12 protein-coding genes are annotated in these 15,522 nt (G+C 45.6%); 3 read left to right on the forward strand and 9 right to left on the reverse strand.

The window, feature by feature from the left end; all coding sequences use genetic code 11:
• The first annotated feature begins 117 nt into the window (after positions 1 to 117).
• On the forward strand, positions 118 to 549 hold the full coding sequence (zntR, locus tag OCV24_RS00825) for a Zn(2+)-responsive transcriptional regulator (RefSeq protein ID WP_150878730.1): 432 nt from the start codon (positions 118 to 120) through the stop codon (positions 547 to 549).
• Positions 550 to 647: 98 nt separating this feature from the next.
• Here the strand turns inward: zntR and fis are convergent, their stop codons facing one another.
• The 9 genes from fis to OCV24_RS00870 form a co-directional block, all read right to left on the reverse strand.
• Positions 648 to 944, reverse strand: a complete 297-nt coding sequence (gene fis / locus OCV24_RS00830; RefSeq protein WP_004729744.1) for a DNA-binding transcriptional regulator Fis — start codon at positions 942 to 944, stop codon at positions 648 to 650.
• Positions 945 to 967: 23 nt separating this feature from the next.
• Entirely contained in the window at positions 968 to 1,936 is a 969-nt protein-coding gene (gene dusB, locus OCV24_RS00835; RefSeq protein ID WP_004729742.1) for a tRNA dihydrouridine synthase DusB, read from the reverse strand.
• A gap of 140 nt (positions 1,937 to 2,076) precedes the next feature.
• Positions 2,077 to 2,964, reverse strand: a complete 888-nt coding sequence (gene prmA / locus OCV24_RS00840; RefSeq protein ID WP_017055901.1) for a 50S ribosomal protein L11 methyltransferase — start codon at positions 2,962 to 2,964, stop codon at positions 2,077 to 2,079.
• Positions 2,965 to 3,152: 188 nt separating this feature from the next.
• On the reverse strand, positions 3,153 to 4,496 hold the full coding sequence (gene accC / locus OCV24_RS00845; protein WP_017055900.1) for an acetyl-CoA carboxylase biotin carboxylase subunit: 1,344 nt from the start codon (positions 4,494 to 4,496) through the stop codon (positions 3,153 to 3,155).
• A gap of 15 nt (positions 4,497 to 4,511) precedes the next feature.
• Entirely contained in the window at positions 4,512 to 4,964 is a 453-nt protein-coding gene (accB, locus tag OCV24_RS00850; RefSeq protein ID WP_017055899.1) for an acetyl-CoA carboxylase biotin carboxyl carrier protein, read from the reverse strand.
• Positions 4,965 to 5,037: 73 nt separating this feature from the next.
• Entirely contained in the window at positions 5,038 to 5,487 is a 450-nt protein-coding gene (gene aroQ, locus OCV24_RS00855) for a type II 3-dehydroquinate dehydratase (protein ID WP_017055898.1), read from the reverse strand.
• Between the two features lie 323 nt (positions 5,488 to 5,810).
• A complete protein-coding gene (acs, locus tag OCV24_RS00860; protein ID WP_017055897.1) occupies positions 5,811 to 7,760 on the reverse strand; it encodes an acetate--CoA ligase in 1,950 nt (649 codons plus the stop codon).
• A 216-nt stretch (positions 7,761 to 7,976) separates the two neighbouring features.
• Positions 7,977 to 8,609, reverse strand: coding sequence for a 3'-5' exonuclease (locus OCV24_RS00865; RefSeq protein WP_150878732.1), 633 nt, complete (start codon positions 8,607 to 8,609; stop codon positions 7,977 to 7,979).
• 11 nt (positions 8,610 to 8,620) lie between these two features.
• On the reverse strand, positions 8,621 to 10,453 hold the full coding sequence (locus OCV24_RS00870) for a DUF294 nucleotidyltransferase-like domain-containing protein (RefSeq protein ID WP_136997929.1): 1,833 nt from the start codon (positions 10,451 to 10,453) through the stop codon (positions 8,621 to 8,623).
• A 228-nt stretch (positions 10,454 to 10,681) separates the two neighbouring features.
• Between OCV24_RS00870 and OCV24_RS00875 the strand changes: the two genes are divergently transcribed.
• Both OCV24_RS00875 and OCV24_RS00880 read left to right on the forward strand, forming a co-directional pair.
• Positions 10,682 to 11,872, forward strand: coding sequence for a 3-phenylpropionate MFS transporter (locus tag OCV24_RS00875; RefSeq protein WP_017055894.1), 1,191 nt, complete (start codon positions 10,682 to 10,684; stop codon positions 11,870 to 11,872).
• A 129-nt stretch (positions 11,873 to 12,001) separates the two neighbouring features.
• On the forward strand, positions 12,002 to 15,433 hold the full coding sequence (locus tag OCV24_RS00880) for a hybrid sensor histidine kinase/response regulator (protein ID WP_167514271.1): 3,432 nt from the start codon (positions 12,002 to 12,004) through the stop codon (positions 15,431 to 15,433).
• Positions 15,434 to 15,522 lie beyond the last annotated feature (89 nt).

The raw sequence follows: 15,522 nt of genomic DNA on the forward strand, positions 1-15,522 counted from the left end.
TACAAAAAAGCTCGCGCAATCGTTTGGCATCTCAAAATTAATTATGAAAAGTGCCATTTTAGCCTAAAAAGTAACGATAAAGTTAATTGTGCATTAGATGACAAAGTAGGAAAAAACATGTTTCAGATCGGTGAATTAGCGAAACGATGCGGTGTTACGGCCGATACCTTGCGATTTTATGAGAAGAATAAATTGATTGCTCCAGCCAGCCGCAGTGAGTCGGGTTATCGCCTGTATGACGAAAATAACCAGAAACAGGTGACGTTTATTCTCAAATCTAAAGAGTTAGGGCTGAGTTTGGGTGAGATTAAAGAATTGTTAGAGATTAGTCTTGAAGCGACTCAACACAGTTGCGCTGAAGTGAAGTCGATCACCTCTTCTAAGTTAGAGATGATTGATGAAAAGATAACGGAGCTTACTAAGATTCGAACGGCACTCAAGAAAATCAATGATGCCTGCTGTGGCCACATAGATGACGATGCGAGCCATTGTTCGATTCTGGCTGCCTTGGACTCAGCAAACCTTGAGAAGGGACGTTGTTGTAGCTAAGCAAGCCAGTTTTGTTTAGCGACATAATCAATAGGCCAAAAAAAGCCAAACTCAATCAATGAGTTTGGCTTTTAATTTAATAAATTACGAAAGAACGATTAGTTCATGCCGTATTTTTTAAGTTTCTTGCGAAGAGTACCGCGGTTAATACCCATCATGGTTGCTGCGCGAGTTTGATTACCGCGAGTGTACTGCATGATGGTGTCTAGTAGTGGCTGTTCAACTTCAGCTAATACTAATTCGTATAACTCGCTGACTTCTTGACCGTTTAATTGAGCAAGGTAATTTTTCAATGATGCTTTAACTGAGTCACGTAGTGGCTTCTGCGTGATTTGGTCTTGTGATGTAACTGTAGTTACTGTCAATGCTTCTGAAGTCAGATTTTGTTCGAACATATTCGGTCTAGCTCTTCTCGTAATTATGGTGCAACGTTATCAAAAAAACCTTCTAGCGCTTCAAGCTGCAGATCACCTGCTTCGAATGCGTTAAAGGTACGGCGAAACTCACTCGCTTGTTCATGTTCTTTTAGGTACCAACCCACATGCTTACGAGCAATTCGGGGGCCTAAAAACTCGCCATAAAATTCATGTAGAGCGTTCACATGACCAAGCATGATGTCTTTCACTTCCGAAATCGGGAGTGGATCCATCGTGGTACCGTTTTCCAAATAGTGTAGGATTTCGTTAAAAATCCAAGGGCGTCCTTGGGCAGGTCGACCTATCATTAAAGCATCAGCGCCGGTGTACTCCAGCACAAACTTCGCTTTTTCCGGACTATCGATATCACCGTTAGCGATAACCGGAATAGATACTGCTTGTTTCGCTGCTTTAATGTGTTTGTATTCTGCCTCACCTTTGTACATACAAGCGCGAGTTCTTCCATGGAGCGCAAGAGCTTGTATGCCGCAGTCTTCGGCTATTTTCGCGATTTGGACACAGTTTCTATTGTCTGTATCCCAGCCTGTGCGCGTTTTCAACGTTACTGGAACGTCGACAGCATTTACCACCGCTTTCAGAATGTCTTCAATGAGTTCTGGATGCTGCAGTAAGGCTGAGCCCGCAAGCTTCTTATTCACTTTTTTGGCAGGACAACCCATGTTGATATCGATGATTTGCGCACCGTTATCGACATTAAATTGAGCAGCCTCGGCCATAAGCTGTGGATCTGCACCAGCGATTTGCACTGAACGAATGCCCGATTCGCCTTCATGTACCATACGCTGCTGAGACTTTGACGTTTTCCAAACTTTCGGATTGGAGGACATCATTTCACTGACTGCCATCCCCGCACCGTAGCGAAGACACAACTCGCGGAATGGTCTATCCGTTACGCCAGCCATAGGAGCGACGATTAGATTGTTCTTAAGTTGATAATTTCCGATTTTCAAAAACGTCATCACAGTTCTGTACCAGCAAGGGCGCGCATTTTACGCATTTTTTCGCTGCGTGAAAAGACTAATATTTGAGCATTTACAATTTGTTTTTGTAATTTGTTTAAATATCAGTCAATTAGCGCTCAAAGTCTTGTCTAGCCTTGCTTGCGACCTGAGATTCGACACCATTCTTGTTGTTCAATGATCGGATCAATGTGAAGCTCATCACGATAATAAGTCGCAACATCTTCTGCTTGTGTATCTAAAACACCCGACATCGCAAGTACACCATTTGGCTTAACTAGGCCTTTGATGATGCCAGAAAGGTCGCGTAATGGACCTGCAAGAATGTTGGCAACCACAACGTCTGCTAGTAAACCTTCCGGTTGATCTTGTGGCAAGAACACCTCTAGTTGCTCAGCAACGCCATTGCGTTGTGCGTTGTCTTTTGATGCAAGCAGAGCTTGAGGATCAATGTCGATCCCGATAACTTTTGCCGCGCCTAGTTTGATCGCAGCGATCGCTAGGATGCCTGAGCCACAACCGAAGTCGATCACGGTTTTGCCTGCCAGGTCTAAGCCTTCAAGCCACTCAAGACACAATGCCGTTGTCGGGTGAGTACCAGTACCAAATGCAAGGCCTGGGTCTAGCATTACGTTTACAGCGTCAGGTTCAGGGATATCGCGCCAGCTAGGGCAGATCCATAAACGCTCACCAAACTTCATTGGGTGGAAGTTGTCCATCCATTCACGTTCCCAATCCTTGTCTTCAATTTGCTCTACTTTATGAGCAAAGTCTGCAGGGAACATGTTGCTTGCTTTAATCTGCGCTAGAACGACACCAGTATCAGTCTCAGCGTCGTAAAGCGCGAGAATATCAGTATCACCCCAAAGACGAGTTTCACCCGGCAGAGGCTCAAATACAGGGGTATCTTGTGCATCCAGGAAAGTTACAGAAAGAGCACCAGTCTCTTCCATTAACATGTCGCCGATTTGTTCGGCATTTTCATTGGTAGCATTAAGCTTGATTTGAATCCAAGGCATGGCTGCATCTTCTATATGAGAAAAATTGGATGGCGAGTCTAGCAGAAAATATGAGCAAATTCACCAAAACCCCATGGAATATAAAAGGGATTATTGATTGATTTTTTCGAAGGCTCTAAAAACAAAAAATGCCCACCGAAGTGAGCATTTATCTGTTCTTAAAAGAACGAATAGCGGAAGGCTAGATTCTATTGTAGACCGAGCTTCTTCTCAAGGTAGTGGATGTTTGCACCACCGTGTTGGAAGTTTTCGTCGTTCATAATAGCCAATTGAAGCTCAGTATTAACGTTAATACCTTCAACAATCATCTCACCCAATGCGTTCTTCATACGAGCGATAGCAACATCACGGTTCTCACCGTAAGTGATTAGCTTACCAATCATTGAATCATAGTGTGGTGGCACTGTGTAACCACTGTATATATGAGATTCCCAACGTACACCCATGCCGCCTGGAGCGTGGAAGCGTTGAATCTTACCTGGTGAAGGTAGGAAACGAACGGGATCTTCAGCATTGATACGACATTCGATTGAGTGACCGCGCAGCTTAATATCATCCTGTGTAAATGATAGAGGCTGACCAGCAGCAATACGCAGTTGCTCTTTCACTAGGTCGATACCCGTTACCATTTCAGTAATCGTGTGCTCAACCTGGATACGAGTGTTCATTTCGATGAAGTAGAACTCACCGTTCTCGTATAGGAATTCAAATGTACCTGCACCGCGGTAACCAATCTCAAGACAAGCACGAGTACAACGTTCGCCGATGTACTTACGCATCTCTTCAGTGATACCAGGAGCTGGTGCTTCTTCCACAACTTTCTGGTGACGACGCTGCATTGAACAGTCACGCTCACCAAGGTGGATAGCATTGCCTTGGCCATCTGCAAGTACTTGTACCTCAATGTGACGTGGGTTTTCTAGGAATTTCTCCATGTAAACCATATCGTTGTTGAAACAAGCTTTTGCTTCTGCGCGAGTCATTGCGATAGCTTCTGTTAGTTCTGCTTCAGAACGAACAACACGCATACCACGACCGCCACCGCCGCCAGATGCTTTGATGATAACTGGGAAACCAATGCGCTTAGCGTGCGCTTTGTTTTTTGCATCGTCATCATCAAGAGGGCCATCAGAACCGGGTACACAAGGTACGCCTGCTTTCTTCATTGATGTGATAGCTGACACTTTGTCACCCATAATACGAATGGTTTCAGCTTTAGGACCAACGAAGATAAAACCACTGCGCTCTACCTGTTCTGCAAAATCTGCATTTTCAGATAGGAAACCGTAGCCTGGATGGATAGCAACAGCACCTGTAACTTCAGCTGCGCTGATGATACGAGGAATGTTCAGGTAGCTATCGATACCACGAGCTGGGCCTATACAGATGGTTTCGTCTGCAAGAAGTACGTGCTTAAGATCGCGGTCAGCCGTTGAGTGAACCGCTACCGTTTTGATACCAAGTTCTTTACATGCACGTAGAATACGTAGTGCAATCTCACCACGGTTTGCGATTACTAATTTATCTAACATAATGAGTGCTCTCTATTATTCGATAATTACTAGAGCTTGGTCGAATTCTACTGGTTGACCATCTTCAACTAGAATCGCTGTCACAATACCAGACTTATCAGCTTCGATTTGGTTCATCATTTTCATTGCTTCAACGATACATAGGGTTTCGCCAGCCGTTACAGATTGACCAACCTTAACGAATGGTTTTGCATCTGGGCTTGGAGCACCGTAGAAAGTACCGACCATTGGAGAAAGAACTTGGTGACCAGTTGGAGCCGCAGGAGCTGCTGCTTCCACTGCTACAGGTACCGCTGCAGGAGCTGGAGCCGCTACAGGTGCAGGAGCTGCTGCATATTGAACAGGTGCGACAGGAGCTGTGCTGTTACGGCTGATTCGTACTGACTCTTCACCTTCAGAGATTTCTAGTTCAGAAATACCAGACTCTTCAACCAATTCGATTAGCTTTTTGATTTTGCGAATATCCATTGTATCTTTCTCTTTATCTGTTAATTGAACTTACTCGATGACTGAGTAGGTTAGTATAGTTCGTTGTTTATGTTTACTTTGAGTTGAGCTTGCTGAGCGCAGCGGTCAAAGCAAATTGATAACCTTGGGCCCCTAAGCCACAAATCACACCTTCTGCTTTATCAGATAGGTAAGAGTGGTGACGGAACGGTTCACGCGCGTGAACATTCGATAGGTGAACCTCAATAAATGGGATAGCAACACCAAGTAGTGCATCTCGCAGTGCCACACTGGTATGTGTAAAGGCGGCTGGGTTGATAATAATGAAATCAACGCTTTGAGAAGCACTATGGATAGCTTCAATCAGTTCATACTCGCGATTTGACTGTAAGTGAGATAGCTCAACATCATGTGTTTTCGCTTGCTCGGTCAATGAGCTAATAATCTGGTCAAGTGTTTGAGAACCGTAATGTGCAGGTTCTCGAAGGCCTAACAGGTTAAGGTTTGGGCCATTTAAAACTAGAATGCGAAACTTTGTAGACATTATGGGGCTATCTTCCTTTATCGTGATTACGAACGTGAATGTTGCCATTTTATTGAAAATTTGGGGTTAATTTCCAGTAAGGAAAACCCAAATTTAAAAATTAGAACCAGATTATAGCTAATTCAGCGCAAATCGCAGCAATTTACTGGTCTAATCTCCTATTGATACAACATGGAATTGTTACCAACTTAACAAAAAAGCGCCTTAGCCTTAATTTGGGGCGGGATATTTGAGATCAAGATCAGCCATAAAAAAACCGCCACATAGGTGACGGTTTAGAATGAACCTGTTTTAAACAGTACTTAGCTCGTGTGACTGGTTGATTATGCCAGTTCGGCTTTCTCGGCGATGAGCTTATCTACCACACCTGGATCTGCCAGTGTCGAAGTATCACCTAAGTTACCCGTATCACCTGTGGCTATCTTACGTAGGATACGGCGCATGATTTTACCCGAACGAGTTTTTGGCAAAGAGTCTGTCCAATGCAGGACGTCGGGTGTTGCGATTGGGCCAATCTCTTTACGTACCCAATCTTTCACTTCTTTATGTAGCTCCGCAGTTGGAAACTCACCATCATTAAGGGTGATATAAGCATAAATTGCTTGGCCTTTAATATCGTGAGGAATACCTACAATCGCTGCCTCTGCAATTTTATCGAACGCCACTAGAGCCGATTCAATCTCAGCGGTACCCATACGGTGACCAGATACGTTAAGCACGTCATCGACACGGCCAGTGATCCAGTAGTAACCGTCTTCATCACGACGAGCACCATCACTGGTAAAGTACATGCCTTTAAACGTAGAGAAGTAAGTCTGTTCAAAACGATCATGATCGCCATGGACAGTACGCATTTGGCCTGGCCAAGAGTCAAGAATCACAAGGTTGCCGTCGGTTGCACCCTCAATAATATTACCCATGTTATCAACCAGTGCCGGTTGCACACCGAAGAATGGGCGAGTTGCGGAGCCCGGTTTTAGATCGGTTGCGCCCGGTAGTGGTGCGATTAAGATGCCGCCCGTTTCTGTTTGCCACCAAGTATCGACAATTGGAGATTGCTCATTACCAATCGTTTTGTAGTACCACTCCCACGCTTCTGGGTTGATAGGCTCACCTACGGAGCCCATGATTCTTAGGCTGTCACGAGAAGTGCCTTCTACGGCTTCGTTCCCTTTCGCCATCAGCGCACGAATTGCAGTTGGCGCAGTATAAAGAATATTAACTTGGTGCTTATCGACCACTTCGCTCATGCGGTTAGTGTTCGGGTAGTTCGGCACGCCTTCAAACAGAATGGTTTTTGCACCATTGGCAAGCGGTCCGTAAACAAGGTAAGTGTGACCGGTAATCCAACCCACATCCGCAGTACACCAGAAAGTCTCGCCTTCTTGGTAATCGAATACGTATTTGAAGGTCATTGCTGCATATACTAGGTAGCCACCTGTGGTGTGCATAACACCCTTAGGTTTACCCGTAGAGCCTGACGTATAAAGGATGAATAGTGGGTCTTCTGCGTTCATCTCTTCAGGTGGGCAATCTGCCGATACGTTTGCGATAGCATCATGCCACCACACATCACGATGTTCATGCCAAGCAACATCACCGCCAGTGCGCTTGAATACGATGACCTTCTCGATGTTTTTCACTTCAGGATTCGTTAGTGCTTCATCAACATTTTTCTTCAATGGAACCGCACGGCCGCCACGCACGCCTTCATCGGCAGTGATCACGACTTTAGAGTTTGAATCGATAATACGACCAGACAGTGCTTCTGGTGAGAAACCACCAAATACCACCGTGTGAACCGCACCGATACGGGTACACGCCAGCATGGCAACTGCCGCTTCTGGCACCATTGGCATGTATAAACAAACCACATCACCCTTACGTACGCCTTGCTCTTTTAGAGCATTTGAAAACAGGCACACTTCTTTGTGTAGTTCATTAAAGGTTAGGGTTTTATCATCAGCAGGGTCATCGCCTTCCCAGATTATAGCGACTTCATCACCGCGCTCAGCAAGATGGCGGTCGATACAGTTAGCCGAAACGTTAAGCGTGCCATCTTCAAACCAACGGATATCAATGTGGCCAGGGTCGAAAGAGGTATTTTTTACCTGTGTGAAAGGCTTAATCCAATCAACGATTTTTCCGTGTTCACCCCAAAAGCCTTCAGGGTCAGAAACAGATTGCTGGTACATGGCTAGGTAAGTGTCATTATCCGCGTGTGTGGTTGATTTAATATTTTCTTTTACCGGATAAACGTGGGCTTCACTCATTGCATCTCTCCTTGTGCCTACATTCCTAATGAACTGGCAACTTCCTTTGTGTTCAGTTTCTAAGTCTATTACAGGACTGTCTGTGTTATCACTCTCAGCTAGGACGACGATTTCCACAATTAGACTTTAGGATGAGATGCTGCTTTCTACTTAAAAAATAGCGAGTTAAGTTCATTTTTGCGAGATTGCTCTCTATGTAGAAATGCACTAGTTGAATTAAGAATAAGAGGAGTTGAAGCGAGGTAGATCACCATATTTTAGACGAATAAAGATCAGTGCTGCAGAGATAGCGTCTTGTAATGCATCATGTTTATTGGTGGAGATAGGCAAATCGAGCTGACGACAGATGGCGTCCATACTGAGATCGAAATAGGCATTAGGCAGCTGTCTTTCGAGTGTGTCTTGATAAAGCTGGCTCACTTCGACTAATCGGTTAGGCAGCGGAAATCCAAGCTGTTTTAAACAGGTGCGGTCGAGAATCTTTTTATCATAGCGGATGTGATAGCCGACTAAAGGTCTATTACCGATGAAGTTCAGTAGCTCGATTAAAGCCTGTTTTTCTTCAATGCCGTGCTTAAGATCTTGATGGCGAATACGGTGGATTTTGATGGAATTGCAATCGAGCGATTGAGGCGCTCGTAGTCGAACTTCAAAAGGTTGGCTGGTAATGATTCGGTTACCGATGATCTTGGTCGCTGCAATAGTGACTAATTCCGCCTGATTAGGGTCGAGGCTGGTGGTTTCACAGTCGAGTGATACATATTCATGAATAACAGGCGCAGCAAACAGAGGCTGATACGGAGAGCCTTTGAGCTTGTAATGCCAGTAATAGCGAACCAACCTATTCATCGTTCAATCGCCTAATCCCGTATCTGATAGTGGTAGCCGAGCCATTGCTTGAATTTCTTCACCACGTGCAGGCTATGACGAAGCAGATCCCTGTCTGCTCGCTCCATCAGTTTAACGTTGATCTTGTTGCTGCTGTGCTGCTGAGAAAGTCTTTGGGCTAAGCGCCACTTAAAGAATTGCTTGAGCGCTTCACTGAGATTATCGGCAGTACTTTGCTCAAGGACTTTCTTGCTAACCAGTTGCTCAATGCGTTCGAAGGTGTTGTTGACCGTGACACCATGCTCAAGACAAAGTGCTCTCACACCATGCACGATAGGGAAAATACCACCTTGTTTGATATCGAGCCCTGACTTGGATTGCTTCACATTGCCAAATAGGGTGAGGGGAACCGAGAAGTTCAGCGCCGGGCGGCAGAACTCGGTCAGAATTAATTCCTGTCCGAGCATTAAATCACTGAGATGCTGTTTCACCGGTTTTAATAATTCTCTATTACCCGCGACGGCGTGCGCATCCGCCATTATTGCAACCTCCATCACGCTATCGGGAGAGGCTTTCTTCACCCAATTTGTGAGGATGTGTTTCCATTCTTGCTGTGAGTGTACCCATTTCGGATTGTTGACCATCACGTTGCCAGGGCAGAGTGGATAGCCCAATTGTTGAAGGGTATGAGTGAGGTCGTTCATGGCACTTTGGCATTGATGCCACTCCAAGCCATCTTGAATTATTAGCGCGTTGTCTTGATCGGTTTTGAGAATTTGTTCTCCACGGCCTTCCGAACCCAACACGATTAAGCAGCAATGATTATGCAGTGCGGGTGGGATCACCAATTCAAACGCCTTCTCTATGATCTGTTCATTAACAGCAGAAATCAGCTCCATGATAAAGCGTGTGCGAATCCCATTATTGAGCAAGCTCTCGACCAGTTGACGCTGTTTGTTAGAAGCCATTGCCAATTCTTCAATGCTGGTGGCTCGCGCGATACGTAAAGTCAGCACGTGCGAGTGAGTCGAGAACGCACTGAGAATCTGTGTCATGTCCAACATACCAACAGCATTTTGGTCATCACAAACCATTAGCCTTTTCACCTTGTTTCTGGTCATAGTAATCATGGCATTGAACAAGAAGTCACCTTGGTTAACGTGCAACACTGGGAAAGTTGCTATCTCGCCAACTGCGCTATCGAGCGGGCGATTGTCGAGCATCACAGCATGCAATAAATTGGTCCGAGTGACGATGGCATACGGGAAAATAGATGATGTTCCAAAAGTATTGAGTTGATGATGATCTAGGTGGACTAAGGCCGAATCTAATCCCTGTTCTTTTAGGGTTTGAGTGACTTGGTTAATCGGCTGGGTTGGTTCCAATATTAGCGGTGGGTGATAAATAGAGTCGTCTACTTTGGTCAGTATGAACTCGGCAAGATTCTGTTGCTGTTGAGCGGCTTCAATCAGTGCTTTTCGGGTCGATAGGTTGCTATCAAAATAAGCCGCGAATTGGCCGTTGGCGTGGTAAAGATCAAGGAATACATCGGTTGGCAGCAAATAACTTAAGGTATCTTCAAGCGCGACATATTGGTGCTTGGTATGAGACTCAAACTGACTACGGACATCAAAAATATCGTCATTGGCATAGTGCGCGTAGATTTCCCCATCGCTGCTGGCTCGTTCTTCAACAGCCCCTTTAATAAGAATATGCAAATGACGACTTGGTCGGTCGGCCTCCAATATCACTTCGTGTGTTCGGTAGTAAACCACATCTAATGATGATCGCAGCGTTAGCTGTTCTGCATCGGACAGGCTATCGAAGGGTGGGTGCTGCATATTAAATTTATCAGGCATAAACATCGAAAGAATTAGGAATCTCTTTTCAGTCTGACAAATTACCAGCGAACCTCCAGACGACTTTAGTCTAAACGCAAATGCAGTTCTCGGTTGAAGTATGATTTTGTTGGAGAGTGAAGTGACGAGTTGAGTCAATATGGGAACGCTATCTTAGTAATAATTCCCTTTTTCATTGTATGCGAGGTAGGCATAATTGGTGCTGCCTTTTTCCATACACTTTATAGGTCATTTATGTTTAGCCCTTCACCTTATGGTTGGATTTCCCAGTATTTCCTTGGTTTCTTTTTTGCCTATGGTGTTTATTTGCCATTTTGGGCGTTGTGGTTTGAAGACCAAGGCGTCTCGGCTGGTGACATTGGGGTTTTAATTGGTATCGGCTTTGCGACGCGTTGTGTGGCTAACCTAGTGATTACGCCGCGCATCCATAAAGTGGAGCACTTAATGCCAGCTCTGCGTTGTCTGAGTTTTGCTGCGCTCTTGTTTGTCGGTTTCCACTTCTTCACCGGTGGCAGCTTTCTGCTGATGTTGCTAGCCACGGTATTATTCAATCTATGTTGTGGCCCAATTATTCCGTTGTCTGACGCCATGGCGAATCATTACAGCCGCTTAAAAATGCTTGATTATGGACGTACTCGATTATGGGGTTCGATTGCCTTTATCGCGGGCTCTACAGTGGTTGGCTATCTGGTTGCTGAATTTGGCACTGATATGATTTTGTATACAGCACTTGCGGGCGTGTTGTTGTCACTGGTGTTGGCGATGAGAAACCCGAACGTGATGCCAGTCACGCAATCTGAGCAACAAACGGTGCGACCGAAGTTAGGTGATTTACTACGTGAGTCGTCAGTGGTGAAATTCTTAGCCTTGATGGCGTTGTTGCAAGGAAGCCATGCAGCGTATTACAGCTTTAGTGCGATTTATTGGAAAGAAGCTGGGCACTCAGAGGCGATCATCGGTTATTTGTGGAGCTTAGGTGTTGTCGCAGAGGTGGCTGTGTTTGCTTTAAGTAAGCGCTTATTTTCTGGTTGGTCACTGCGCACTCTTTTTGTGGTCGCGGCAATAGGGGTGATGGCTCGTTGGGGAATTACGGCATCGACTACGGCAATTGGTGCTTTGATTTTGGTTCAACTGTTGCACGGCGTGACATTCGCAATGGCTCATATTGCGGCGATTCAGTACATTCAGTCTGAAGAGCAAAACAAAATGGTGGCTTTACAAGCGCTTTATAACGCCATTCCATTGGGGGCGTTTATTGCTCTAATGACAACGTTGAGTGGCTGGGGCTATGAGTTATGGGGGGCTAATATTTTCTGGGGTATGGCTGCGATGGGGGCTCTTGCGCTATTTATTAAGCTTGATGAAAGAAGCTCGGTTGTTGAAGTTAATCAAATTGGGTCTGAACAATCTGAAGCAAAAAGTTAGTGGCGAAGTACATTATTAAAGCCCAAAGCACAGAATTTAAGTGATGCGATTGAGTTAATGGTGCATCCTTAGTTAAATGAAACCTCTCCCTTATGGAGAGGTTTTTTTATGGATGAAAAAGGGTTGTTAATGCAAGGATGGATAGTAATTCCAGTCTCTTTAGCCTACTTGGGCGTGTTATTTCTGATCGCTTGGTATGGAGACCGACAGGTTCGTTGGCTTTCGCGTTGGCGCCCATGGATTTATAGTCTCTCCATTGCGGTGTATTGTACCTCTTGGACGTTTTATGGAACGGTCGGGCAGGCGAGTGATAATCCTTGGTCTTTTCTTCCTATCTATCTCGCCCCCATTTTAGTGTTTACGTTGGGGTGGCGGATCTTAGCTCGGCTGATCCTTATTGCGAAGCGCGAGCACATCACTTCTATTGCCGACTTTATTGCGGCTCGTTACGGAAAATCCCAAGGCTTAGCCGTTGCTGTCACTATTATTGCTGTGGTGGGCATCCTTCCTTATATCGCACTGCAACTTCGTGGCATTACCATGGGGTTGGATATTGTTGCGCCCAACCTAGCCACTGATTTTGGTTATCAGGACTATCACGTTTCTTGGTTTGTGGTCGGTGCATTGGCCATTTTTACCATGCTGTTTGGTACCCGGCACATCGATAACACAGAACATCACCGAGGAATGATGATGGCTGTGGCGTTTGAATCTATTGTTAAGCTTGCGGCATTCTTGATTGTCGGCTTGTTTATTATTTATCTGGCGATGAGTCACGATAAAATTGACTTGCTTGACGTTGCGGCATCCACGTATGAACCCCCCAATATTCCTACTTTAGTCATTCATACCGTTTTGACCATGTTGGCGATTGTTTGTTTACCGCGTCAGTTTCATACCATGGTTGTGGAGAACGAACGCCCTCAGGATTTACACACAGCACGTTGGTTATTTCCGGTTTACTTGATCTTGATGGGGTTGTTTGTACTACCCATTGCCTGGGCCGGTCAGGGGTTACTCACCAATATGCCAGCAGATACCTATGTGATAAGTGTGCCAATGGCGGTAGGAGCGAACCACATTGCTTTGCTCGCTTTTCTGGGCGGCACATCAGCTGCGAGTGGGATGGTGATCGTATCGACTATCGCATTAGCGATCATGGTGTCTAATGATTTAGTGATGCCGTTGTTGTTGCGTCGTATGCGCCTAACTCAGAGAACACATAAGCATTTTTCTGGTTTGTTGTTGGTGATTCGTCGCGGATTAATCCTATTGCTTTTACTTGGTGCGTGGGCGTTTTATCAGGCACTCGATACTATTCATTCACTGTCGGCGATCGGGTTTCTTTCGTTTGCGGCTATTGCTCAGTTTGCTCCAGCATTAATTGGTGGTTTGTATTGGCGCCCCGGAAATCGAAAGGGTGTTTATGTGGGGTTGCTTGTCGGCTCGGTGATCTGGCTTATTACCCTGATGAGTCAAACCAGCATGCTGGCTGGCGATAGTGAGAGTAACTTATTACTGTGGATCATCACGCCCCCTGAACTGCTCATTAGCTGGGGTGTCAGCAGCTCAAACTGGGGAATTGTGATGAGCATTTTACTCAATACCTTGTGCTACGCGGTGGTCTCGATATCGACCAGACCAAGCCTAAGTGAGCGCTTGCAATCAGCCACTTTTATTGGCACACCGTTACCTGAAAATGAGAACATCAGTCTGTATCAGAGCCGCGTGACGGTGGCTGAATTAGAGATGTTGGCGTCGCGTTTTGTGGGCCGAAAGCGTGCGAAAAGTGCCTTACACAGTTATTGGCAGCAACACGGACAGCCGCTGCTTCCTAACCAACAAGCCCCCGCAAGCCTGATCCGACATGCAGAGCGTGTACTCGCTGGGGTGTTCGGTGCTTCTTCTGCTAAGTTAGTACTTACTTCGGCTTTGCGCGGCAGAAACATGCAGCTTGAAGAGGTCGCGACTATCGTTGATGAAGCCTCTGAGCTGTACGATTTCAGCCGTGGCTTATTGCAAGGTGCGATTGAACATATTGGCCAAGGCATCGCAGTGATCGATAAACAAATGAGGTTGGTGGCGTGGAATCAACGTTATTTAGAACTGTTTGAATTCCCTGCAGGCTTGATTCAAGTTGGGCGACCCATTTCAGATGTGATTCGTCACAATGCGCAGCAAGGTCTATGTGGCCCGGGTGACCCAGAAGATCACGTTCGACGTCGTGTCTATCACCTTGAACAAGGTACTCGACATACCTCTTCACGTATTCGCCCCGATGGACGAGTCATTGAAGTGCAAGGTAATCCGATGCCAAGTGGTGGCTTTGTGATGAGCTTTACCGACATCACGGTATTTAGACAAGCAGAACAAGCGCTAAAAGATGCTAATGAAACCTTAGAGTGGCGAGTGCACGAGCGAACTCAAGAATTAGAAAAGCTTAACCATCGCTTGGTCAAGGCGACACAGATCTCTGATCAAGAATCTCAATCTAAGAGCCGTTTTCTCGCGGCAGTAAGCCACGATTTGATGCAGCCATTGAATGCGGCACGCTTGTTCGCTTCGTCACTTTCTGAGATGGCAAAAGAGCAAGAAGTGAAGCAGCTTTCGTCCCATATCGAGAGTGCACTCGGAGCCGCAGAAGATCTGATTGGTGACCTGCTGGATATCTCTCGATTGGAATCGGGGAAATTAGAAACCAACATCCACGCGATCGCAGTGCGTGATGTACTAGCCAATTTGAATGCCGAGTTTAGCGCCCTAGCCACGCAGCAGAAAATTGAGTTTAAGATGGTCCCATCGTCGCTATTTATTCACTCTGATCCGAAGTTATTAAGGCGTGTTATTCAGAATTTTTTGAGCAATGCATTTCGTTATAACCCAGAAGGTAAAGTGATACTCGGAGCGAAACGAGTTAACGGTCAGGTTCGAATCGATGTATGGGATAATGGAACCGGTATTGATGAAGATAAACAGCAAGAAATCTTTGAAGAGTTTACTCGTGGTAGCCAAGTGCGCGCCGATCAAGGTTTGGGTTTAGGGTTAGCTATCTCTAAAGGTATTGCTCAAGTACTCGGTCATCAAATATCGATGCGCTCATGGCCGGGGCAAGGCAGCGTTTTTTCTATCACCTTAGCGAGAGCAGAAAAGGTGGCTCCGGCTATTCAAGTTTCAGCGCCAATGGCCACTAGCGATATCGAACACCTAAAAATACTATGTGTCGATAATGAACGAGAAATCTTAGTTGGCATGGAGAACTTGATAGGCCGTTGGGGGTGTGAAGTGAAGACCGCTGTCGACTTAGTCGAAAGCTTGAAGTGCCTAGAGAATGATTGGCAGCCAGATGTGATCTTCTCGGATTATCGTCTCGATAATGATCGAACGGGTCTGGAAGTGTTACAACAGTGTCGTTTACGCCTTGGAGATTCTTTTGAAGGCGTCATCATCAGTGCAGATAGAACCGATGATATGTTGGCAGCGATAAAGGCTAACAGCTTTAGTTTTATTGCTAAGCCTGTGAAGCCGCTCAAACTCAGAGCGGTATTGAATCGTGTGAGTTAATGAAATTAACATCCAAGATGTGAAAAGGCCTCGTATGAGGCCTTTTTTGTCTCTGATATTTCAGTGAGTTTCAGCAAATGCCTATCAGC

It is taken from the genome of Vibrio kanaloae (genome assembly GCF_024347535.1).
Classification (GTDB): domain Bacteria; phylum Pseudomonadota; class Gammaproteobacteria; order Enterobacterales; family Vibrionaceae; genus Vibrio; species Vibrio kanaloae.